Source organism: Nitrospirota bacterium (genome assembly GCA_016212185.1).
Lineage (GTDB): Bacteria > Nitrospirota > Thermodesulfovibrionia > UBA6902 > DSMQ01 > JACRGX01.
Window position 1 is genome coordinate 1 of sequence record JACRGX010000094.1, and the last position, 23,409, is coordinate 23,409.

Here is a 23,409-nt window from a genome sequence, read left to right on the forward strand (position 1 = left end):
AAATCTCAGAAGGCCTTAACAAAATAGGGCCACAAAGTCAAAAGTCTTTGTGGCCCTTTGGAACGCAAAAACTTCTAAAATTCTATTTTTAAACTACCATTAGTTAAATGTTTTGTCAAGAGGAAAATAGCGGGTGTTTTATACTGTCCTGAGTGCATCCACGATATTCAGGCGCGCCGCTCTGAAGGCCGGCAGCGCTCCGCCGGAAATCCCCATTATCAGAGAGAAGGCAATAGCCTTGCAGACGATGCCGAACGAAAGCGTAAAACTGAAGGCAAGCTCGGAAAAAGTCTGGAAGTTTATGGTGGAAATGGTAAACAACTGGAGAAACGAGGCGCAGAACAATCCGGCACAGCCTCCGATAAACCCGAGGAGCAGTGATTCCATGAGAAATGCAACAAGGATATTTTTCCGCTGAAAACCCATGGAGCGCAGGGTGCCGATTTCGCCTGTACGGTTTGCCACTGCAGCATACATGGTAATCATCGCCCCTATTATGGCGCCGAGGGAAAATATCGCAGTCAGAGACATCCCGAGTATGCGGAGGAACTTTGCCATCATCTCGGACTGGTCTGCGTAATATCTGGTTTCCCTCCTGACTTCAAGTGTAAGCCGTGGGTCGTCTTCAATGCGCGCCCTGACCTTTTCAAACCCGGACGGGTCGCGGAGCTTAAAGATTATTGATGAATAAACAGGTCTGCGGAATGCAGGCATCATCTGGTCCGCATCGCCCCAGATTTCAGAGGCAAAACTCGTATTGCCGGCGTCAAATACGCCCACTACGGTCCAGTCGCGCATAGCAAAGCGGAGGGTTTCGCCGATGCCGCCCCCTTTAAATCTTTTAGCTATGCTCTGACCGGTGATTATCTCAGACGAGCCGGGCCGGGGCATGCGCCCCTCCGCGAGTTTCACCTGCGGACGCAAAGGTAATGAATGCCCGCCGATTCCCCGGATAACCACCTGAGCGGGTTTGCTGGTCCCGCGCTTAAGCAGATTTATAAGCACTACTATTTCCTTTGCCAGCATGGGCCTGCCGTCAGTTCCCAAAGCAGATTCAGACAGGGTTTCAACTATTGACGCAGGCTGGCGTTCAATTCCGCTTTGCACCTCTGATGAAGATGCCTTGCGGGTTACCACTACATTATCAAATGAACCGCTTTGAACGAGAGTCTTTTGAAGCCCCTCAGCGAGCATTAAAATAGAGGCAAAGACAAATACCACAAGCGCCATGCCCGAGGCCGTAAGTATTGTTGTGAGCCTGCGGGTCCAGAGGTTCCTCATGCTGTATGAAAAAGGTATTTTCATTACCCTATGCTCCTCAGCCCATCGGCTATGCGGATATTTACTGCGCGCCACGCAGGGATAATTGCAGATACAGCGCCGACCATAACAGCGGCTGCTGCATCAAGATAGACTGTTTCTATTGTCACATTAAATACAGGGAAAAAAGTGCTCATTTCGTTCCCGAATATCTTTGCCGCCGGAAAGGTAAGGACAATACCCAGGGCGCATCCTGTCATAGTAATAAACAATGATTCGCCTAATATCAATCCCGTAATATGCCATTTGCCAAAACCTAAGGTCTTAAATACCGCGTATTCAACGAACCGCTCACGTGCAGTCATTGCCATCGTATTAGCCACAACGGCAAGTATTATTATAATCACCACAAGCGAAACCAGTTCAATAGCTATGACAATTGCCTCGCTCATTGAGAGAAAGCTCATTTGAAATGCCTTTTCTGTTTCTGTAAGCGTTTCGGCAAGCGAGTTTTTGAACGTTTTGTCAACACCAGCGGCAACATCAGCGGCTATGTCAGGGTTGGTAACGCCTATCATGTAAAAACCGGCCTGCCATGCCCGGTTAGAAGTGGTTTTCTGAAGCCTTTCATTGAGGTAATCCCATCTGAAGAAGAATTGGGTTTCATCAACTGTTTTGTCTCTGCCCTTATATATCGCCCTCAGCACAAATTCCCATTCGCCCGGGAAAATCGTGCCTCTTAGTGTTATGGCATCGCCGATTTTCCACCCGTATTTTGCCGCCAGCTTACTGCCTGCGACAAATCCCCTGCGGTCCCGGATAAAAGCAGCCTGCTGGTCAGGAGGTATTACAATCTCAGGATATAATTCAAGATAGGTTTCCGGGTCAATTGCAAAGTTCGGGAAAAAGTTTTTTTCATCAATGTAGACGCCGCCGAACCAGTTGCCGTAGGAGACTGTCTTTACGCCCGGAATCTGACGAATCTTGTCCTTGTATGAGATGGGCAGGGGAAATACAAGGGATATGGCATTCCTCGTCACAAGACGGCTGGCGGAAGATGCGTTGACGCCGGCATACCATGCACTTATCACAGTCCTTAAAAGGCCGAAGGAAAGTATTGCAATGGTGATGCCGAGTATGGTAAGAAAAGTGCGCAGTTTGTGCCGGAAGGAATTTTTAAAAATTAGTTTTATTATCTGCATTGTTTAAAACACCCTTATCAAGATTCCTTATGGTATGCGCCTTTTCAGCGGCGCGCGGGTCATGGGTCACCATAATAATTGTCTTGCCGAGCTCGTGCACAAGGCGTTCCATTAGGCCCAGAATTTCTTTGGCAGAGACCCGGTCCAGATCGCCCGTAGGCTCATCGGCAACAAGTATCAGCGGGTCTGTAACAATAGCGCGGGCTATGGCAACGCGCTGTTGCTGCCCGCCTGAGAGCTGTCCCGGATAATGCTCAAGCCTGTCTGAAAGGCTGACGAGATGAAGCGCTGCCTCAGCATGTTCTGCCCTCTGCTTTTTTGTAAGACCTGTAAGCAGCAGCGGCAGCTCAACATTTTCAAAGGCAGTAAGTACAGGGATAAGATTGTAGAACTGGAAGATGAAACCTATATTGGTACTGCGCCACTCTGCAAGCTCTGTTTCTGAGAGTCTCGTTATATCAACACCGCCTACAGTGACGCCTCCCCTGTCAGCTTTATCAATACCGGCTATAAGATTTAACAGCGTGCTTTTGCCTGAGCCCGAAGGACCCATCAATGCCAGAAATTCCCCGTCTGCAATATCAAGATTAATATCCTGAAGAACAGGGAGAATCTGATTCCCCCGGCGGTAAGATTTGTACAGATTTTTTATTTCTACAATAGGCGGTTTGATTTCCATAGATAGCACATACTATTCTTCGCTGCGCCTGTCTGCCGACAGGCACAGCGAAGAATCTTTACTTTTCAGCAATCTTTATCCTTGTGCCGTTTTTCAACCTCTCAGACGGCTTGCTTACGATTCTGTCCCCTGCCGTCAGCCCGTTTGTAATTTCCGTCATGTCTCCAATCTGCACGCCGGTGGTTACCGGCGCTTCAATAATCCGGTTCTCTTTGACGAGAAAGACTGTTTTTTTGCTGCCGCGGGTTGTTATGGATTCAGGCTTAACAGCAGTCAGCGGCTTCATCTCTTCAGGACGCGCCTGTCTTTGCAGGAATGCAACCTTTGCGCTCATTTCAGGCAGGATGCGGTTGTCTTTGTCCAGAAATTTTACCTTTATCATGACTGTTGCCTTGGCACGGTCAGCAGTCGGCACAATCATGTGCACCTCCCCCCTGAATCGTGATTCCGGGAATGCATCCAGAAGTATCTCGCAGGGCTTTCCTAATTTAACCTTTTCAAGATTTGATTCAGAGACATCAACTTCCACCTGCAGGGAGTTCATATCGGCAATGGTGACAACCGACGCCTTTGCATTTGCCGCGGCCCCGAGCGGAGTAACGATATCCCCCACATCGGCGTTTTTAGTTAGCACCACCGCATCAAACGGCGCACGCATGAAGGTATATCCCAAAGACACATCAGCAGAGCGAAGCGCCGCAACGCTAGCCTTGACCGCCGCCTCTGCGCCCGCAGTTGCGGCGCCTGCTTTTTTGTAACGCGCATCTGCGGCGTCATACTCGCGTTTTGAAACAAGCCCCTTTTCAAAAAGGTCTTTGTTCCGGCTGAAATTCAATCCGGCCTCCTGAAGTTCGGCCTTTGCCTGCTCAAGGCCTGCAGCCGATGATTTCAGATTTGCCTCAGCCTGCTCCTTTGCCGCGGCGGCATCTTCATTTTCAAGCCTGGCGATCACATCTCCTTTTTTAACCCTGTTCCCTTCCTCAACTGATATTGATATGAGGCGGCCGGTGATTTTGGACGCCACTGCAGCCTTTCGCTGTGCAACCACATAGCCGCTGGCGTTTAACAAGGTAAATGTCTGGGATGGATAGACCTGCGTAACATTGGATACTTCCACCTCAACGGCAGGCGAGATGATGCCTTGTTTATAAAGTATTACTAAAAATATAATGCATGCGGCTGCCGCGGCAAGATAATATTTTTTTCTGCTTTGCGGCCTGCCGATAATAACCCCTGATTTGTCTATCTTTAATTTTGAAAGGTCTTCTTCTGCCATACAATCATGCCCCTGATTTTAACTGATTGTTAACACCAAACCACATACCTTTAAATGATACCATAAGAATTCAAAGTACACACACCAAATTCTCTCAGGCTCTTTATGAGCATGCGCAGGGGCAGTCCCACAACATTTAAAAAATCGCCCTCTATCTTTTTAATAAGGAAAGCGCCCCTGCCCTGAACTGCATAGCCTCCTGCCTTGTCAAGCGGCTCTCCTGATTTTACGTAGGATTTTATCTCGTCCGCAGTGAGTTTCTTAAACCAGACTTTTGTCTTTGCGGACCTTGATATTATTTTTCCGCCGGCAGTGTCAATAATCGTAAACCCAGTGATTACCGTATGCGCCTTTCCGTTCAGTGTCAACAGCATCCTGAGCGCCTCTTCTTTTTTATGCGGCTTGCCGAACAATTTTCCTTTAAAAACAATAAATGTATCTGCCGCAATAATGAGCGCATTTTTATGCCTGACGGCAGCGGATTTGGCTTTCTCCCGCGACAGTAAACGCGCAAGGGTCCGCGGACTCAGACCATGCCTCCTCTTCTCTTCATGACCGTTTGCATCAACTTTAAATTTCAAGCCGATCATTTTAAGCATCTCTTTTCTCCTCGGAGATGTTGATGCGAGTATAATTTTTTTCATATTTAAATGATAATTGTTAATTGATAATTGATAATTTTTACTTGAATCTTTAACCCCTTGAACCCTTTTTTTAGCTATTCTTCTACGCATACTGTCCTGCCGCATATCCTGAGGACCACGCCCATTGAAGGTTGAATCCCCCGAGTTGTCCGGTAACATCAACGACCTCACCGATAAAATATAGTCCCGGCGCCTTTTTTGCCTCCATTGTTCTTGATGAAAGCTCATCCGTATCAACCCCGCCTAAAGTCACCTCTGCTTTTTCATATCCCTCTGTCCCATGCGGGATTATCTGCCAGTTTTGAAGCTTGTATGCAATTTCCCTGAGTTCTTTTTCCGAATATTGATTAACAGGTTTTGACCGGATGAAGAGTTCGCACCATTTTTTTGCAAAGCTCATGGGAAGGTATTCTGAGAGAAGGTTTTCAATCTTCATTCTGCTTTGGCGTTTTGCCGTGAACAGCGCATGCACATCCGTCCCGGGCATCAGGTTAATGGTAATGGGCATCCCTGCTTCCCAGTATAGTGAAATCTGGAGAATTGCCGGACCGCTTAGACCCCTGTGGGTGAAGAGAATATTGCCGTCAAAACTGACTTTCCCGCAGCTGACTATCGTATTCAGGGAAACTCCGCTTAATCCGCAGAAGTCATTCATCTCCTTTTTTTCAAAAACGAGAGGTACGAGCGCAGGCCTCAAAGGAGTCACATTTAAGCCAAACTGCCTTGCAATGCCATAGCCTCTTTCAGTCGCTCCGAGTTTGGGGTAGGATAACCCGCCGGCGGCAACGACCAGCGACTGCGATTCTACCGCACCATGGTTTGCCGCAATAATAAAACGGTTTTTTTTCTTTATGGATTCAATGCGGCAGCCCGGCTGAATCTCAACCCCTGCCTGTGAACACTCCTTATACAGTAAATCAATGATCTCCCCTGAACTCCGCTTGCAAAAAAGCTGTCCGTCCTCTTTCTCATAATATCCAACACCGTGCTTTTCTATCATGCCGATAAAATCATAGGGCGTAAAACGCGCCAGCGCAGATTTGCAAAAGCTTGGATTCCTGGAGATATAATTATTGCTTGAGGCATTAAGATTGGTGAAATTGCATCGTCCGCCTCCTGAGACGCGCACCTTGTTCGCAATTTTCTCCATGTGTTCAAGCACCAGCACCGACCTCCTGCGCCGGCCCGCTGTAAGCGCGCACATAAGGCCTGCCGCGCCGGCGCCGATAATGACGACATCTTTTTTCATATTCTGTCCGGTATTATACCAATACAAACTGTCAAAAAAATGCCTGCACAAAAATAATATATAATAAATAAATATGCTTTCAATCGGGCGTCTGACATTTGCATCTCCTTTGGTCCTGGCCCCTATGGCAGGGATAACCGACCTGCCGTTCCGCCTGATTAACAGGCAGTTTGGCTGCGGGCTCGCATTCACAGAGATGATAAGCGCCTCAGCGCTGAGTCATAAAAACAAAAATACGCTGAGAATGCTTTCCGCAACCCCTGATGACAGGCCCTTAGGCGTACAGATACTCGGAGACAACCCTGAAATCATTAAAGGCGCGCTGGATATTATATCGGGATATAACTTTGACCTGATAGATTTGAATGCCGCATGTCCTGTAGACAAAGTAGCATCAGGCGGAAAAGGGGCCGGACTGCTAAGGGAGCCTGTGAAACTGCAAAAGCTCCTGAGAGAAATCATCAGGCATACAGTCCTGCCTGTTACAGTAAAGATACGCTCCGGATGGGATGAAACATCAGTCAATGCGGTTGAAATAGCGCTTCGTGCTCAGGATGCCGGCGTTAGCGGGCTTTTTATTCACGGCAGGACCAAGACGCAGGGTTACAGCGGAACAGTTGATTACAACATTATAAGGAAAGTAAAAGAGTCCCTGAAAATACCCGTGGTTGCAAGCGGGGACGGGCTGACTCCGGCGCTTGTCGGAAAATTATTCAATGAGACAGGGTGTGACGGGGTTGCCGTTGCAAGGGGGGCGTTAGGCAATCCATGGATATTCAGTGAGACGGCGGAGTACCTGAAAAGCGGAGAGGCGCCTCCCTGCCCTGATATTCATGAAATAGCGCAAATCATGAAAAAGCATCTTGCCTTAAATACTGCATTCCACGGGGAGAAGACAGGCATATTGCTTTTCAGGAAATTATTTGCATGGTATGTAAGGGGGATGTCAGTAAAACAATTAAGAAGCAGGGCCTTCCGGTCCTGCAGTTATGATGATATGCTTAGATTAATATGTGAATTACAGCTTTTGCAGGACAAATGTCATGTGCCGGCTCCGCTCTGATTTGGCGCTCTTGCCTTTATGCTCTCTCGCTCATTGAACTTTTGAGCTTTTTTAAAGTACACTGGACTAAGGCCGGCAGATAGATGGATTATTTTATTTCAACAGTCACTGATCAGGAGATCAGCAGAGAAAAGCAGAAGGCGCGGGACCTCAGGAAAACTCAGTGGTGGAAGCGGAAATGCTCCAGTGGAAAGTGTCATTATTGCGGCAGTGAAGCGCCGCCCCGTGAGTTGACTATGGACCATATCGTGCCTATAATACGGGGGGGAAAATCAACAAAGAATAACGTGGTCACTGCTTGTAAGGAGTGCAACAACAAGAAAAAACACTCCATCCCTGTTGAATGGGATGAATACCTGCAGCGGCTGAAGAAGGCAGAGATTGATTAAAGGATTCATCGCTGTTGATTTTCAAGGCAATTGCGATATAATTACAAATCTGAGCTGTTAGGAGGGCTCCAATTATGTTAAAAGTCAAAGACGTTTTAAAGAAAAAGGGCCGCAATATCTGGTCCATCAGCCTTAATGAAACGGTATACAGGGCGCTTGAACTAATGGCTGAAAAGGACATAGGCGCCCTTATTGTTATTGAGAGCGGACAGATAGCCGGCATATTTACCGAACGGGATTACGCGCGGAAGGTAATTCTGAAAGGAAAGGCTTCAAAAGAAACACTTGTTAAGGAATTAATGACAAAAAAAGATGCGATGTATTCTATAACCTCAGATAAATCCGTAGAGGAATGTCTTGCGCTGTTTGCAGCCGCGCACTGCCGCCATATGCCAGTGTATGAGGATAATGTACTGATAGGTCTTGTGACTATAGGCGATATGGCCAATACGATTATTGACGAACAGAAAATAACCATAAGCAATCTTCAAAACTATATTACAGGCAGCGGATAATATATTGCCATGCGAATAAACCGGCCTATTAACTTCTAAAGGTAAAATATACTGCCCTTAATTTGTTAAACTTTTATCATGCCTATAATTAAAGTTGAACATCTTTCAAAGCAATTCGGCAATCTGACCGCTGTAGATAATATCTCTTTTGAAGTGGCTGAAGGTACGATCTTTGGTTTTCTAGGACCTAACGGCGCAGGAAAGACAACCACCATCAATATACTCTGCACCCTGCTTGCGCCGACATCGGGAAAGACATATATCGCAGGCTATGACTGTCTGAAAGAACCGTCAGAGGTAAGAAAAAATATCGGAATTGTCTTTCAGGACACCACGCTTGACAAGGATTTGACCGCATATGAAAACCTTATGTTTCATGCCTGCCTTTATGATGTAAAGAGGAGCGCAATAAAAGAGCGCATTAATGATGCGCTGAATTTTGTCGGTTTATTTGAAAGAAAAGACGACCTTGTAAAAAAATATTCCGGCGGCATGAAAAGAAGGCTTGAGGTTGCGCGGGGAATGATTCACAGGCCCAAGGTCTTATTCCTTGATGAGCCGACTCTCGGTCTGGACCCGCAGACCAGGGCGCATCTGTGGGAATTCATCGTTGAGCTTCCCCAAAAACATAACGTGACCGTTTTCATGACCACGCATTACATGGACGAGGCTGAGGTCTGCAATAATATAGCCATAATTGATAACGGAAAGATTATTGCGGCAGGAACGCCTGAAGAACTTAAAAAAACGGTCGGGGGTGATGTCATTTATATCAGGACCTCGGATAATGCAAAGGTAAAAACCGAGATAGAAAAATTGTTCAGCATGGAGGTCTCTGAAAAAGACAATGAATTGTTCCTGACGGCACTGAGGGGTGACGCCTGCATTCCCGAAATTATAAAAGCCGTCGGGGAAAAGGTGCTCTCAGTAAGGCTGCAGAGACCTGCGCTGAATGATGTATTTCTTAAAATAACCGGCCGGCAGATAAGGGAGCAGAACGGGTCGCCGGAAGATACGATAAAAGAAGCGGTGCGGTCCTACCGGAGAAGGCATGATAGAGGTTAATGCCGTTTATGTTCTGATTGCAAGAGATTTCAGAAAGTTTATCAGGGAGAAGGGGCGGCTTATCTCCACTTTTGCACGGCCCCTTATCTGGCTGTTTCTTGTGGGCGGTGGAATGTCCAGGCTTGTCTCGCCCAGCATGGGCCTGTCCTACATGCAGTTTATATTCCCCGGAATACTCGGCATGACTATTTTATTCAGCGCAATATTCTCTTCCATATCCATCATATGGGACAAGGAATTCGGACTGATGAAGGCAATACTTGTTGCGCCTGTATCAAGGCTTTCAATAGTTGTCGGAAAGTCCTTGAGCGGAACGATTATTTCCGTAATTCAGGCGGCGGTTATACTGATGCTTTTCCCGTTTCTCGGCATCAAATTGAGCCTGCTTTCCGTCCCATACGCTATTGCAGTCTCTTTCCTCCTTGCATTTTCCATTTCGGCGCTGGGCATTATTATTGCATCATTTCTTGAGAGCATGGAGAGTTTCAGCGCTATCATGAATTTTATCGTGATGCCGATGTTCTTCCTCTCAGGCGCCATGTATCCTGTAAAAAATCTCCCTGAGATATTGAAGTTCATATCAAAACTGAACCCGTTGACATACGGCATAGATGCGCTGAAACATGCCATATTCCCGAACGCCGGGATATTTGATTTTCCGCTTCCGGCTGATTTAAGCATACTGATAATCAGCTCAACCGCATTTGTTATCATAGCGGGCCTTATGTTTGAAAGAAAAAAAACAAAGTAAGATGTATATTATTTAAAATGCGATTTGAAGAACTGCATATTCCGGACAAAATCCTTGAGGGAATCAAAGATGCGGGGTTTACCAAATGCACACCGGTTCAGGCGCAGACCCTGCCCGAGGCTTTGCAGGGTAAGGATATCGCGGCGCAGGCCCAAACAGGCACCGGCAAGACCGCCGCCTTTTTGATTGCGGTATTTTCGCGCATGCTTGCAAGTCCTTCGCCGGGACGGGGGCCTTCACCGCGCGTGCTCATCATTGCGCCGACACGGGAACTCGTGGTGCAGATAGCCGCTGAGGCAAAGCTGCTCGGCAGCCACACAGGTTTCAGTATCCTCCCTGTCTTTGGCGGCCTTGACTACCTTAAGCAGCGTGAGGCAATCGCAAAGGGCGTTGATGTGCTTATCGGCACGCCGGGCCGACTCATTGATTATCTCAAACAGCGTGTCTACAGCCTTAAAAAGACTCAGTTTCTCGTCATTGATGAGGCTGACAGGCTTTTTGACATGGGCTTTATCAGCGACCTCAGATTCCTGCTCAGAAGGATGTCTCCCTACGATAAGCGGCAGTCCATGCTTTTCTCAGCCACACTTTCCAACCGCGTGCTTGAACTCTGCTATGAACATATGAATATGCCTGTGCGGTTCTCACTGACGCCTGAGAAAGTGACTGTTGAACAAATTGAACAGGGGCTTTATCATGTCAGCGCAGAGGAGAAAATAGGATTGCTCCTTGGAATTCTCAAACGCGAGCCTGACGGCCGTTACCTTGTTTTCTGTAACACCAGGGCGGCTGTTGAGCGGATAGATAACCTTCTGAACGCCAATGAGTTCGCAACTTCATCCATCACAGGCGACCTGGACCAGAGGAAACGGCTTAAGGTCCTCTCCTGTTTCAAAAACGGCACATTGCCAATCCTTGTAGCCACAGATGTGGCAAGCCGGGGATTGCATATTGACGGCGTAACTCATGTAATCAACTACGACCTGCCTCAGGACCCGGAAGATTATGTGCACCGGATAGGCAGGACTGCAAGGGCAGGCGCCGCAGGCAAGGCCATAAGCCTCGCCTGTGAGGAGTATGTACATTCCCTTCCGGACATTGAAGATTACATAAGGCTGAAGATCCCAGTCCTACCGGTGACGGATGAAATGATTGTCACAGGGTACCGTAAAGCGCCGTGGCATGCCGGGGGAAGGGGTTTACACGGGAAAAAATCACGGGAACCGCAGATGAAAGGAAAGACGTCACGAACAGGCAGTCTTTCGCAGGGTACAGGGCAGTCCCGTCTACGCCCCGTGAAAAAACAGCCTCCAAGGCATCAGCCGGAACGTTCTTAGGCGGTTTTCTACCGGTTTTAAGCCTCCTTAGATTATTTACCCCTGAATATGTTATAATTAAAGTTGCCCCCCAACATTCAGGGGGATTTTATTTTTAAATGAAAACATGACTCAAAGAAAAAATTACACTGCAAAGATGGATCTGGTAAAACAGCAGCGAATCGCCTCAGGGCTGGTTTCTGAGCGCTTTCCGGGGGTTTCAGGCATTGTTATACAAATGACGTACTTCAGAAAAGGATTGAATCCAGTACTTATGGTGCGCACTCTCAATATCCTGCCCGGCACTCATGCTTATTTCAACATGGCTTGCATGATAAGCGGCTGTACCAACGGGGGCTTTGATTTAACGTCTGTTATTACGGAGATGGTTAAAAAACATCAGAAGCTGAAAAGGGGAACCCTTGTCTGCAGCGGAAAAATTGCTGATCTGAAATCTGATCATGCAAACATTGCCTATGAAGTAAGTATAACCTTCAATAAAAAAAGGGCTTGAAACAAATTACTGCCTTTTTCCATAGATATATGGCTTAATCCTGAAACTATGCGTTTCTTTTAAATCTCTGCGCCTTCTGTCTCTTTTTCAAGGCCTCTCTGCGTTTTCTTTTTTCCTTTACTGAAGGTTTTTCATAAAAACTTCTCTGCTTGACCTCCTTAAACAATCCGTCCTTCTGAATCTGGCGTTTAAGTAATTTCAGCGCTTTTTCAATATCATTTCCAAAGACCTTTATATCCAAATCAGTTTATCTCCGTCCCCTTCCCTGTCCTCTTTTACTGCCGAAACCGCCTTTCCCTCCTCCAAAACCACCTCTACCTCCGCCTCCTCCTCCGAAACTGCGTCTTTCCCTCGGCTGCTGCGGTCTTGCCTCGGCAACAGAAACAGCTCTTTCCATGAACATTGTGCCGTTCAATTCGGCAATTGCTTTACCGGCGTCTGCTTCTGACGCCATTTCAACAAAACCAAACCCTTTGGGATTTCCGGTCTGTGCATCAGTTATTATTTTTACAGATTCCACTTCTCCGATCCTTGCAAAGAGTTCCCTGACATCCTCCTCCGTCGCCTTGAATGAAATGTTGCCTACGTAAAGCTTTTTTCCCATATGCCGTCTCCTTTTGTTTTTTCAAAACTGTTGAATAAAAAACCTCAGGGCTTTCAAAGTCTCTGAGGTTTCTAAAACTCTAAAAGTTTGACGATAAGTATAGCTTATAAATATGGATTTGTAAACAAATCAATTGCACCGCTGCGGCTGTGGCATTTTCCAAACAAATAGTTTAGAATAATAAAAGCCGCAGCTAATCAGCCCCGGTCAGCACTTCAATTATTAAAGAAGTTGCCAGAATTATGTGGCAGACAGCAACGGACTATACTTTTTCTATATAAAAGCGAGGTCTTATGAAACGGGAAGATTTAAGGAATATTGCGATCATAGCCCATGTGGACCATGGCAAGACGACCCTTGTTGACTGGATGTTAAGGCAGGCAGGGATTTTTCGCGCCAATGAAAAGGTGCAGGAAAGGGTCATGGATAATATAGACCTGGAGCAGGAAAGAGGAATTACCATAATGGCAAAAAATACTGCCGTTGACTATAACGGGGTAAAGATAAACATTGTTGACACTCCCGGACACGCCGATTTCGGCGGTGAGGTTGAACGGACCATGAAGATGGTGGACGGCGTGCTGCTGCTGGTTGACGCCTCCGAGGGCCCTCTGCCGCAGACAAGATTTGTCCTCAGAAAGGCGCTTGAGCTTAAACTGCCTCCAATACTTGTCATTAATAAAATTGACAGGCCTGACGCAAGGATTAAGGAGGTAATAAACGAGGTCTATGACCTGTTCATTGATATTGATGCAACTGAAGAACAGCTTGAGTTCCCGATTGTTTACACAAATGCCAAAAAAGGCATATCAAAACTTAACGTTGACGATGAAGCCGACGACTTAAGACCTTTATTTAACCTCATCCTTAAAACAATCCCTGCTCCTCAGGGCAATAAGGATGACACACTCCAATTGCTTGTTACAAACATTGATTACAATGATTATGTGGGCCGGCTTGCCATCGGCAGGATATTTTCAGGGACTATAAAGATAGGTGATTCCGTAGCCGTGATAAACAGCGATACAAATGCCGTAACAACAAAGATTACCTCCATTTATACCTTTAAGGGGCTTGAACGGAATGAGGTAAAGGAGGCCTCTGCCGGCGACATTGTCTGTCTTGCAGGTATTGGGGGGATAAATATAGGAGACACGGTTACAGATATAGAGAAACCGATGCCCCTGCCGAGGATAACCGTTGATGAGCCGACCATTTCAATGGTTTTTTCAGTCAATACTTCTCCGTTTTCAGGGAAGGAAGGACGGTATGTAACGTCAAGGAATCTGAGGGACCGGCTTGAAAAAGAGCTTCTTTACAATGTTTCCATAAAGGTGGATTTTACCGATACGGATTCATTTAAGGTAATGGGACGCGGCGAGCTGCAGCTTGCAATCCTTATAGAGATGATGAGGCGCGAAGGCTATGAGCTTTCGGTATCAATGCCTGAAACAATAACAAAGACCATTAACGGCGTCCTGTACGAACCCATGGAACTCCTCGTTATTGACGTGCCTGAAGAATTCGTGGGAGTGGTAACCCAGCAGACAGGGATGAGAAAAGGCAGGATGCAAAAAATGCAGAACAACGGGCACGGAAGGGTGCGGCTTGAGTTCAGGATTCCCTCCAGAGGACTGATTGGATTCAGGACGCAGTTTTTGACAGACACCAGGGGCACCGGACTGCTTAATCACCTGTTTGACGGGTATGAGCCGTGGCATGGAATCATTTCCAAAAGGCAGACCGGCGCGCTTGTTGCGGACCGGCAGGGCAAATCAACCACATACGCGCTGTTCCACCTTCAGCCGAGGGGAATACTCTTTATAAAAGAAAACACACCTGTCTATGAAGGAATGGTCATCGGTGAAAACTCAAGGGAAAACGATCTGGACGTCAATGTGATAAAGGAAAAGAAACAGACAAACATGCGCTCCTCAAACGCAGATGAAGCGCTGCATTTAATACCGCCCCGGATGCTCAGTCTGGAACAGTACATAGAATTTATTAAGGAAGATGAACTGGTTGAGGTCGCTCCCCAGTCAATAAGAATAAGGAAAAAAATCCTTGAGGCAGGCAAAAGGCTGAGGCAGAAACCGGGACAGCAGGACTAAATTAACAATAATAAGTATTCCTGAGTTCGCTTACAAATTGCTGATAACTGTGAGGTATAGTCATAAGCTCTACCCCCATGCCGTTGCTGTCGTGATATTCATATTCATAAAATGCATCAGATTTTATGGTCCTTCTGACCTTGACGGGAATTTTTAAGACTTCTTCCGAAGGAAGGATAACCGCAATGTCAATTTCCGTCCCGACAGGGAAAGACAGCTTTGTGCCTATGAACATACCGGATTCTGAAATATTGGTCACAACCCCGGGATAAATCATATTGCCAAGCAGAAATTTTACCTGAACTCTTGAAGGAAGCGGTATTCTTTCATAGGCTCGTCTTTCCATGTATTTATTATATAATATTCATCGCTAAAAAAGTTAAGTAATACCTTAAGTTTTTTTATCACATTGTGCGGCAAATGTCAACATTAAAAAATTATTTTTTTTGCAGAGAGACTCTCAAAAAATCTTTGACACTCCTTAATCCTTATGTTATTTTCAGCCATAAATCAGAAATGAAAAAAATAAATATTTTTGCACTTATAATTTTTTTGGCGCTTTTTTTAATTCCCTGTCTTGCGGCAGCTGCGGAGTATGTTGAAGGCGAGGTGCTTGTAAAATTCAAGCACAGCGCTGGAATCCGCACTGCCTCTGATATAAGCAAAACACTTGCAAGGACAGGTGCAACATCTTCAGTAAAGCGCCATTTCCCATTAATTGACGCCTATCACCTGATAATAACCGACCCCAGTCTTAAAGTTGAAGAAGTCATAGGAAGACTTGTTTCAGATCCAAATGTAGAGTATGCCGAGCCAAATTATTGCAGACATATACTCATTAATACGCCAAACGATACGCATTTCAGCAAGCTCTGGGGTTTAAACAACACAGGACAAACAGTTAATGGCGATCCAGGCACATCTGATGCAGATATGGATATGCCCGAAGCATGGGATATTACCACAGGCTCCAGTAGTGTTGTTATTGCTGTTTTAGATACAGGCGTTGATTACAATCATACTGACCTTTCTGCAAATATCTGGCTAAACCCTGGTGAAATCTCTGACAGCGCTGATAACGACAGCAATGGAAAGGTTGATGATATAAGAGGGTGGAATTTTGTTGACGATGACAATGACCCTATGGATTATTATGGACATGGTACGCATGTTGCAGGGACAATAGCCGCTGTCGGCAACAATTCATCAGGGGTTACAGGTATAAACTGGACAGCAAAGATTATGCCATTAAGATTCCTTGATGCATTAGGGGACGGAAACGTAACTAATGAAATAGCAGCTATTGAATACGCCACACAAAAAGGAGCCCGGATAATAAATGCCAGCTATGGCGGAGAGGGGTTCAGCCAGAGTGAAAAGAATGCAATAGATGCATTTATTGCCGGCGGCGGGCTTTTTGTTGCAGCAGCAGGAAATGACGGAAGGAATAATGATACAGTACCCGTCTATCCGGCCAGCTATTCCTCCGGCAATATCATCTCTGTAGCTGCAACAGACCAGGGTGACACCCTTGCCTCTTTTTCCAATTACGGGGCGGCAGCCGTTGATGTGGCAGCGCCGGGTGTAAATATCTACAGCACTGCTTCCTCATGGCAAACAATATGGGCTGATTATTTTGATGATGGAAATATCACCGGCTGGACAACAGGCGGCACAAGCAATACATGGGATGTTACTACTGAATTTTCAAAGAGCTCTTCTTACAGCTTTACAGACAGCCCCGGAGCAAATTACTCAGCAAATACAAATTCATGGGCAAAGTCTCCTGAAATTAATCTTACGGGCAAAACGGGCTGCAAGTTAACATATTATTTAAAGACTGTCCTTGAAACCAACGTTGATTTCCTTTATGTGGAGGCATCAACCGACGGGACAACTTATACAATTTTAAACACATATACAAACACAAATGGTACTTTTGAAGAACTTACGGAAGATTTATCAAATTATGACAATCAGGGAACAGTTTATATAAAGTTCCGGCTGACATCCGATTCCTTAAATAATAATGACGGAGTATATTTAGACAGTATTGTAGTTATATGCGCCAGCGGGACAGAATACAAATTTCTTGATGGCACCTCTATGGCTACCCCTCATGTTGCCGGGCTTGCAGCGCTTATAAAAGCGCGGAATCCAGAGCTTACAAATACAGAGATTAAAAATAAGATTTTAAACTCGGTTGACACCAAAGCATCTCTCTCAGGCAGGCTGTACACAGGCGGAAGAGTTAATGCGCTTAATGCATTAAACTACTCTCCTGCAAGAAGCAGCGGTTCTGCCGGCAGCGACAGCGGTGGCGGCGGTGGCGGCGGCGGGTGCTTTATTGCAACAGCAGCATATGGAAGCCCTCTACATCCTTATGTCACGGCGTTAAGGGAATTCAGGGACAGCCGTCTTTTAACTAATTATTTCGGCAGGAAATTTGTCGGAATTTATTATAAATACTCACCGCCGATTGCAGAGGTTATAAAAAATAATAAAAATCTGAAAACAATTGCACAGATTCTATTGGCGCCAATGATTATGTTTATAATTTATCCTTACTGGTCTTTAGCTGTATTTATCATGTTTAATACCACAGCAATAGTCATATTACGGAAAATTAAGATGAATATATAATTTCAAAAGTCAGGCGCACTTTACTTTAAAACCTGCTCCGTTTAATATTATCCAATGGATACATCTTTATTTTTACTTATAAATCAAGAACTGAAGAACTCTTTTTTTGATTTAATAATGCCTTTTATAACCGCCATGCCTTTTCTGTTTTTTGCGCCGTTTATCCTGTTTTTTATAATATCACGCAGAGTCAAAATCAAAGACACTCTTTTTGTCCTGCTTATATGCGCAGTCAGCGCCGGCTTAAGCGACGGAACTTCAAGCATATTAAAAACCCTTTTTGAAAGACTCAGACCCTGTCATGCGATTGATGGAGTAAACCTTCTTGTCGGCTGCAGTGAATCTTTTTCCTTTCCGTCAAATCACGCATCAAATGCCTTTGCGCTTGCAGGTGCGCTTACATATTTTTTTAAAAAAGAAGAAATTAAGAATGTTAAATTTCTAAATCTCAGTCTTTTTTTTATTTCAGCCCTGATTGCATTTTCAAGAGTATATGTCGGCGTTCATTACCCGTCTGATGTAATTTTTGGAGCATTGATTGGGACATTAGCCTCTCTTGCGGTCCTGACAGGTTACAAATGGGCAAAAAAAAATATTGAGACAGACAGATTAAAAACCCTTTTTATCCTGACAACCGTAGCGCTGACGATTCTGCGCTTTTTTTATATAAATACGGGCCTCCTTGACCTCAGCCCTGACGAGGCGCATTACTGGGACTGGAGCAGAAGGCTGGACCTTAGTTATTATTCAAAAGGCCCGATGATGGCCTATCTTATGGCGCTCACAACAGGGCTGATGGGCAGCTCGGTTTTTGCAGTGAGGTTTTTTGCGCCTGTGTTTCTTGCATTAACCTCTGTCATTGTCTATAAACTCACAAAAGAGATGTCCGGCAATGAATTGCCTGCTGTTACGGCAGGACTGCTTATTCATACGACTCCGCTTTTTGCAGCATATGGGGTATTGATGACCATTGATTCTCCATTTGTGTTTTTCTGGGCGCTGGCATTGTATTTATTCTGGAAAGCAATACAACAGGGCACAGGTGTTAGGGATTCGGGATTAGTAAATAATCTGCAAAAATACCCTCAAACCCCAAACCCCAAATACTGGCTTCTACTCGGCATAACTATCGGTCTCGGCTTATTAACAAAATATACCATGGCGTTTTTCTATGCCTGTGCATTTTTATTCATCGTCTTTTCAAAAGAACAACGCCATTGGCTTAAAGAGAAAGAGCCTTATATCGCCCTTGCAATAAGCCTCACTGTATTCAGCCCCGTAATTATTTGGAATGCAGGGCAGAACTGGGTTACATTAAAACATACGGCAGGGCAGGCACACATTTCAGAGGAGATAAAAATTTCTTTCAAAAGTTTCTTTGAATTCTTAGGCTCTCAGGCAGGCGTGTTGACGCCCTTGCTGTTTGCCGCTGTGATTTACGGTGCATTGAAGGCTTACAAATCCCGTTCACTGTTCACTGTTCACCGTTCACTGTTTTTATTCTGTTTCTGGGCTCCTATTTTGGGATTTTTCATCCTTAAAAGCATTCAGGCAAAGGTTGAGGCAAACTGGGCAACGCCTGCATATTTGACAGCATTCATAGCATTCTCACTTTTTTTTCTTAACAGGGATACAATTAAGAAAGGTACAAAGATTTTTTTAATCCTTGCTGTAACTATGGCTTTCAGTGTCACTTTAATCTCACATTACACTGATATTCTCAATCTGCCGTCTAAGAAAGACCCCACGTCAAGGCTCAAGGGATGGAAAGAACTGGGACAGGAGACAGGGAAGATTTATAACGACCTTTCTTTGAGAGGAGATGTCTTCGTATTCTCTGATAGCTACCAGGTCACAAGCGAACTTGCTTTTTACACGCCGGGCAGGCCAAGAACATACTGCGTAAACCTCGGAAGAAGGATGAATCAGTATGACATCTGGGGCGGATTTGATAAGCTTACAGGTAAAAATGCAATATTTGTAAAAATAGGCGCATACGACTTACCTGCCGGACTCAAAGGGACTTTTAATTCATTTGAAAGACAGGAGTTCATCGCAAAGCGAAATGATAAGGTGCTAAGGGAATACAGTATTTTTAAGTGCTATGGGTTTAAAGGCTTACCCCCCAGCGGTACAGAAAGTTATTAGTTATAAGTTATTACTGCTGCATAAGAACGCATTTTCTGCAATTCTCCGAGCTGCATAATCCTGATATTCCGTGATGGCATAATGCGAAATCATACTTAAGCGGGTCCTCGGGGTCAAATATTTTAAGCGACTCCGTTATCTCAACCGCCGTCTTCCAGTCAGGCGCTGCGCGCTGTGTAAATCCAAGGCACTTTGAAATTTTTGCAATGTGGGTATCAAGAGGGATGATGAGCCTGTTCTTTTGAATCCCCCTCCATATTCCGAAATCTATGTCCCTGTCTCTGACCATCCACCTTAAAAAAAGATTTGCCCTTTTGCATGCACTGCCTTTTAAGGGCGACGGGAAAAATTGAAGAAGTCCTGAAGGGTGGATATTCCTGCCATAGACCCCTGAGGTATCAATGCTGAGGATATCCCCGATAAAACCCGCAAGCCCCTTCCCCGTATCTGTATCATTTTTTTTATAAAACCGCATGAAGGCCTTTTCAATTGAGCCATATTTTTTAAACTGCATGCTCATGATATAGAGCAGGCATATAATATCATCTCTCTCGTTAAACCTGTATTTTATGTCTGAAAACAGACGCCCCTCTTTTTTTACTTTAAAGTTAAGCAGGAAATCAGAGGGGTTTTTGCCCATAGCGCCGAGAATCTTTTTTATCACGGGCTTGAACAAATCAACCTTCCCGTATGCAAAAGCAGAGGCTATAAAGCCTGACGCCTCAACATCACGGCTGTTTTTATATTGGTAAGGGAATTCTACGGGGTCTTGCAAAAGTCTCTTTTTAAAATCATATTCCCTGTAGAATTTATCAAGGATATGTTTTAAATTTTTTGTGTCATAGGTCATATAAGTCATATTACCACATGCTCAGTGCAAATTCCTTTGACTGATTCTGCAAAGAGCATTATAATTAAACCATGTCTGACATTTTACAGGTTTTGCCCATAACCTTTATCCCTATTTTTGTCGCAATAGATATCTTTGCCGTCCTTCCGATATTCATCTCAGTTACCGGAGAACTCGGAGACACTGAGAAAAAAACAATCACCAGGCATTCAATAGTTACAGCGCTTATAGTAAGCATCGCCTTTGTTGCGGTCGGAGAGGTCGTCTTCAGGATTTTAGGAATCACCGTTGATGACTTCAAGATAGCAGGCGGACTTGTCCTTCTGGTCATAGCCGTGCTGGACCTGTTACGATTCGGCGGAGAACGGAGAAAGGTAGAAGATGCAGTCGGCGTAGTGCCTATAGGGGTGCCTCTGATTGTGGGGCCTGCGGTGCTTACAACCCTTCTGGTGCTTATTGACCACTATGGCATCATACCGACAGTAATATCCCTTATCCTAAACCTTCTTATAGTGTGGTTTTCATTTGTAAAAGCAGCGGTAATAACCAGAATAATCGGCAAAAACGGCATCGTTGCAATTTCAAAGGTAATGGCAATTCTCCTGGCCTCAATCGCAGTGATGATGATTAGGCTCGGCATAGAAAATCTTATTAAATAAATAATAAAAATGGAACTCACAGACGACGGTTACTGCTTTGTATGCGGGCATAAAAATCCTATCGGGCTGAAACTGGATTTTTCCTTTGACGGTAATACCATTAAAACAGAATTTACCGGCTCAAAAGAGCATCAGGGGTATACTAATATCGTCCATGGCGGAATAATATCAACCCTGCTTGACGAGGCAATGGTAAAACTTGCCATAGCCATGAATATGCCTGTCGTAACCGCGCAAATGGAAATCCGCCTTAAGAAGGCTTTGACAGTCGGAGAAAAAATAATAGTTACCGCCGAAATTTTGAAAGATACAAAAAAGATTCTTGAAGCATCTGCAAAAGCAGTAACAGCGGACAATACACTCATTGCAGAGGCAACCGGAAAACTGGTCAGAGTTTAATATTTCCCGCTGAAATAATCTTCAAGAATCTGCCTGTGGTCAAAGGCAAGCTCGCCGGGGAGCGAATTCCTGGTGAAAATCCCGACCTCTTTGGCGTCATCCCCTGCCTTTGGTTTTCCATCAGCCTTTGCTATAAATATTACTGATACAGTGTGATGCCTTGGGTCCCTTTTGGGGTCTGAATAGGTGTGAAACTGCCGTAGAAGTCTGACATCAAGCCCTGTTTCTTCTTTTGCCTCTCTTATCACGGCATCTTCAATAGTCTCGCCGTAATCCACAAAACCGCCTGGAATCGCCCACCCGGGCGGAGGGTTCTTTCTCTTAATAAGGATGATGCCGTCTTCAATTTCTATGATTGCATCAACCGTAAGAAACGGATTTCTCGGAGTCTCATTCATAAAAGGAATACCACAGAACACATAGAGTATTTCATTGCAGAATTCAAAACAAATCTTTTCCTCTGTGATTAATTTTTTGATACAATTTTTTTATTTCTCTGTGTCAATCTGTGTTAATCTGTGGCTAATTTTTTCCTCTGTGTCCTCTGTGGTTAATTAAATTATTTAGATTCCTGCGGTTCTTCAAACTTTATATCAATATCCCTTTCAGGGGCTATCGTTGAAATGGCATGCTTGTAAATAAGCTGTTTGGTTTCCTGCTTTAATACTACGACAAAATTATCAAATCCCTTTATGGTTCCTTTCAGTCTTGCGCCGTTTACAAGAAAAATAACAACAGGGATATTTTCCTTCCTCAGAAAATTGAGAAATAAGTCCTGAAGGTTCTGGTTCTTTGTACTCATGTATCTCTCCTTTTTATTTTTTAGCTGTTTTTAACATAAAGCAATTCTTTTAGAATTTCAACCCCATTTGGAATCAGGCATGAGTTTTCTCACGGGGGAAACCTCATTCATAATCTTCAAAAGAATTTCACCTGCATTCACAATCCCGGTTATATCCATCCACCGGATATCAGGCTCTTTTTTAAACCATGTGAACTGCCTTTTAGCATACATCTTAGTGCGTTTCTTCAAGAGCTTAACAGCATCTTCCAAAGACATCAAGCCGTCAAGGTAAAGGCTTATTTCCTTATAGCCCAAAGACTGCATGGAAGAAAGGGCTGAAGGTATGAAGTTAAGAAGTTGAGAAGTTATGAAACTTTTGTCTTCTGCCTTTCTCTTATCCGCTGAACCTCTCATCTTCTCAACTTCAGTCAGTTTCAGAATCTCCCTGACCTCATCCACAAGCCCTGCTTCCATCATCTTATCTACCCTTTGCTCAATCATGCCGTAAAGTTCTTTCCTGTCCCTTAAAAGCCCTATCTTGATGAATTCATAATTTTGAGGAGTTGTGCCAGAATGCTGAAATTCCGAGATAGTCTTCTCCCCCTTCAGAGAAACCTCAAGCGCCCTGATTATCCGCCTTGTATCCTGAGGTTTGATTTTATCCGCCGATACAGGATCCAGCCTTTTAAGTTTTTCATAAAGGTAATTTTTTCCAAAGAGTTTTTCCTCTTCAAGGAGTTCTTCACGCAGATGCCAGTCTGCAGGCGGACCTTCAAAAAGCCCCCTTGTCAGTGTTTTTATGTAAAGCCCTGTGCCTCCGGCAACAACTGGGATCTTTCCCCTCCTGTGAAGCTCATCAATAATTTTTACAGCCCTGTCCCTGAACATTCCTGCGCTGAAATGCTCAGAAGAAGACAGGATGCTTATCAGGTGATGCCTCACTTCCTTAAGCTCAGGCAGAGAAGGCTTGGCAGTGCCGATATCCATGCCTTTGTAAATCTGCATAGAGTCAGCGCTGATTATTTCCGTATCAAGAGCCTTTGCAAGCAGGATTGAAACCGCTGTTTTCCCGACGCCCGTCGGACCGAGGAGGATAATGACTTTATTCATGCTGTTAAAGTTTCTGGATTCCCGCCTGCTTGCCTGAATAAAGACTGTCCAGCGGGCTTTTGGGAGCGTTTGACATATCCCTCATTACATGAGTATAAATCATGGTTGTTTCAACATTTTTATGACCTAATAATTCCTGAACTTCTCTTATATTAACCCCGCTCATTAATAGATGTGT

At 44.8% G+C, this 23,409-nt stretch carries 25 protein-coding genes and 1 pseudogene; 12 read left to right on the top strand and 14 right to left on the bottom strand.

Annotated elements, in window-relative coordinates; translation table 11 throughout:
• Nucleotides 1–138: 138 nt before the first annotated feature.
• From HZA10_10885 to HZA10_10910, 6 genes are all read right to left on the bottom strand, one after another.
• A complete protein-coding gene (locus tag HZA10_10885; GenBank protein ID MBI5196808.1) occupies nt 139–1,305 on the bottom strand; it encodes an ABC transporter permease in 1,167 nt (388 codons plus the stop codon).
• Complete coding sequence (locus HZA10_10890) at nt 1,305–2,462, bottom strand: ABC transporter permease (GenBank protein MBI5196809.1); 1,158 nt, start codon at nt 2,460–2,462, stop codon at nt 1,305–1,307. The genes HZA10_10885 and HZA10_10890 overlap by 1 nt, the downstream gene beginning before the upstream one ends.
• The gene (locus HZA10_10895) at nt 2,437–3,141 is read right to left on the bottom strand and encodes an ABC transporter ATP-binding protein (GenBank protein MBI5196810.1); all 705 of its coding nucleotides are present in this window, start codon (nt 3,139–3,141) and stop codon (nt 2,437–2,439) included. The genes HZA10_10890 and HZA10_10895 overlap by 26 nt, the downstream gene beginning before the upstream one ends.
• A 58-nt stretch (nt 3,142–3,199) precedes the next feature.
• Nucleotides 3,200–4,417 carry an efflux RND transporter periplasmic adaptor subunit gene (locus HZA10_10900; GenBank protein ID MBI5196811.1) on the bottom strand — a complete coding sequence of 406 codons (1,218 nt, stop codon included), beginning with the start codon at nt 4,415–4,417 and terminating at the stop codon, nt 3,200–3,202.
• Between the two features lie 50 nt (nt 4,418–4,467).
• Nucleotides 4,468–5,061 carry a septum formation protein Maf gene (maf, locus tag HZA10_10905; GenBank protein MBI5196812.1) on the bottom strand — a complete coding sequence of 198 codons (594 nt, stop codon included), beginning with the start codon at nt 5,059–5,061 and terminating at the stop codon, nt 4,468–4,470.
• Between the two features lie 82 nt (nt 5,062–5,143).
• On the bottom strand, nt 5,144–6,310 hold the full coding sequence (locus HZA10_10910) for an NAD(P)/FAD-dependent oxidoreductase (GenBank protein ID MBI5196813.1): 1,167 nt from the start codon (nt 6,308–6,310) through the stop codon (nt 5,144–5,146).
• Between the two features lie 73 nt (nt 6,311–6,383).
• Here HZA10_10910 and dusB point away from each other — a divergent pair, with 73 nt between their 5' ends.
• The 7 genes from dusB (at nt 6,384) to HZA10_10945 (ending at nt 11,923) form a co-directional block, all read left to right on the top strand.
• Nucleotides 6,384–7,373 carry a tRNA dihydrouridine synthase DusB gene (dusB, locus tag HZA10_10915; protein MBI5196814.1) on the top strand — a complete coding sequence of 330 codons (990 nt, stop codon included), beginning with the start codon at nt 6,384–6,386 and terminating at the stop codon, nt 7,371–7,373.
• A gap of 83 nt (nt 7,374–7,456) precedes the next feature.
• On the top strand, nt 7,457–7,762 hold the full coding sequence (locus tag HZA10_10920; GenBank protein MBI5196815.1) for an HNH endonuclease: 306 nt from the start codon (nt 7,457–7,459) through the stop codon (nt 7,760–7,762).
• Nucleotides 7,763–7,836: 74 nt separating this feature from the next.
• On the top strand, nt 7,837–8,277 hold the full coding sequence (locus tag HZA10_10925; GenBank protein MBI5196816.1) for a CBS domain-containing protein: 441 nt from the start codon (nt 7,837–7,839) through the stop codon (nt 8,275–8,277).
• Nucleotides 8,278–8,355: 78 nt separating this feature from the next.
• Nucleotides 8,356–9,342, top strand: a complete 987-nt coding sequence (locus tag HZA10_10930; protein ID MBI5196817.1) for an ATP-binding cassette domain-containing protein — start codon at nt 8,356–8,358, stop codon at nt 9,340–9,342.
• Nucleotides 9,329–10,093 carry an ABC transporter permease gene (locus HZA10_10935; GenBank protein ID MBI5196818.1) on the top strand — a complete coding sequence of 255 codons (765 nt, stop codon included), beginning with the start codon at nt 9,329–9,331 and terminating at the stop codon, nt 10,091–10,093. Before HZA10_10930 ends, HZA10_10935 begins: the two co-directional genes overlap by 14 nt.
• Nucleotides 10,094–10,110: 17 nt before the next feature.
• Complete coding sequence (locus HZA10_10940) at nt 10,111–11,430, top strand: DEAD/DEAH box helicase (protein ID MBI5196819.1); 1,320 nt, start codon at nt 10,111–10,113, stop codon at nt 11,428–11,430.
• Nucleotides 11,431–11,536: 106 nt separating this feature from the next.
• Nucleotides 11,537–11,923 carry a hypothetical protein gene (locus HZA10_10945; GenBank protein ID MBI5196820.1) on the top strand — a complete coding sequence of 129 codons (387 nt, stop codon included), beginning with the start codon at nt 11,537–11,539 and terminating at the stop codon, nt 11,921–11,923.
• A gap of 46 nt (nt 11,924–11,969) precedes the next feature.
• On the opposite strand, the gene rpsU is transcribed toward HZA10_10945, so the two are convergent.
• Together rpsU and HZA10_10955 are read right to left on the bottom strand one after the other, a co-directional pair.
• A complete protein-coding gene (gene rpsU, locus HZA10_10950) occupies nt 11,970–12,164 on the bottom strand; it encodes a 30S ribosomal protein S21 (protein MBI5196821.1) in 195 nt (64 codons plus the stop codon).
• 6 nt (nt 12,165–12,170) lie between these two features.
• Nucleotides 12,171–12,527: an RNA-binding protein gene (locus tag HZA10_10955; GenBank protein MBI5196822.1), complete on the bottom strand. Its 357-nt coding sequence runs from the start codon at nt 12,525–12,527 to the stop codon at nt 12,171–12,173.
• Between the two features lie 293 nt (nt 12,528–12,820).
• Between HZA10_10955 and typA the strand changes: the two genes are divergently transcribed.
• Nucleotides 12,821–14,638, top strand: a complete 1,818-nt coding sequence (gene typA / locus HZA10_10960) for a translational GTPase TypA (protein MBI5196823.1) — start codon at nt 12,821–12,823, stop codon at nt 14,636–14,638.
• Between the two features lies 1 nt (nt 14,639).
• Here the strand turns inward: typA and HZA10_10965 are convergent, their stop codons facing one another.
• Nucleotides 14,640–14,984: a PilZ domain-containing protein gene (locus tag HZA10_10965; GenBank protein ID MBI5196824.1), complete on the bottom strand. Its 345-nt coding sequence runs from the start codon at nt 14,982–14,984 to the stop codon at nt 14,640–14,642.
• Nucleotides 14,985–15,058: 74 nt separating this feature from the next.
• Between HZA10_10965 and HZA10_10970 the strand changes: the two are divergent.
• Nucleotides 15,059–16,249: pseudogene (locus HZA10_10970) on the top strand (S8 family serine peptidase).
• Nucleotides 16,250–17,398: 1,149 nt separating this feature from the next.
• Complete coding sequence (locus HZA10_10975; protein MBI5196825.1) at nt 17,399–19,429, top strand: glycosyltransferase family 39 protein; 2,031 nt, start codon at nt 17,399–17,401, stop codon at nt 19,427–19,429.
• 10 nt (nt 19,430–19,439) lie between these two features.
• Here HZA10_10975 and HZA10_10980 read toward each other — a convergent pair whose 3' ends face one another.
• A complete protein-coding gene (locus HZA10_10980) occupies nt 19,440–20,279 on the bottom strand; it encodes a TIGR02757 family protein (GenBank protein MBI5196826.1) in 840 nt (279 codons plus the stop codon).
• 71 nt (nt 20,280–20,350) lie between these two features.
• On the opposite strand from HZA10_10980, the gene HZA10_10985 reads away from it, so the two are divergent.
• Nucleotides 20,351–20,938, top strand: coding sequence for a MarC family protein (locus HZA10_10985; protein ID MBI5196827.1), 588 nt, complete (start codon nt 20,351–20,353; stop codon nt 20,936–20,938).
• Between the two features lie 9 nt (nt 20,939–20,947).
• Nucleotides 20,948–21,337: a PaaI family thioesterase gene (locus HZA10_10990; protein ID MBI5196828.1), complete on the top strand. Its 390-nt coding sequence runs from the start codon at nt 20,948–20,950 to the stop codon at nt 21,335–21,337.
• On the opposite strand, the gene HZA10_10995 is transcribed toward HZA10_10990, so the two are convergent.
• The 4 genes from HZA10_10995 to HZA10_11010 all read right to left on the bottom strand — a co-directional run.
• Complete coding sequence (locus HZA10_10995) at nt 21,334–21,735, bottom strand: NUDIX hydrolase (GenBank protein MBI5196829.1); 402 nt, start codon at nt 21,733–21,735, stop codon at nt 21,334–21,336. The two genes, HZA10_10990 and HZA10_10995, sit on opposite strands and share 4 nt — an antisense overlap.
• Nucleotides 21,736–21,896: 161 nt before the next feature.
• Nucleotides 21,897–22,139 (bottom strand): RNA chaperone Hfq, encoded by a 243-nt coding sequence (gene hfq, locus HZA10_11000; GenBank protein ID MBI5196830.1) that lies wholly within the window; start codon nt 22,137–22,139, stop codon nt 21,897–21,899.
• A gap of 57 nt (nt 22,140–22,196) precedes the next feature.
• Nucleotides 22,197–23,231 carry a tRNA (adenosine(37)-N6)-dimethylallyltransferase MiaA gene (gene miaA / locus HZA10_11005; GenBank protein MBI5196831.1) on the bottom strand — a complete coding sequence of 345 codons (1,035 nt, stop codon included), beginning with the start codon at nt 23,229–23,231 and terminating at the stop codon, nt 22,197–22,199.
• Between the two features lie 4 nt (nt 23,232–23,235).
• The coding region (locus tag HZA10_11010; GenBank protein ID MBI5196832.1) for a tyrosine-type recombinase/integrase at nt 23,236–23,409 on the bottom strand (174 nt) is incomplete at its 5' end.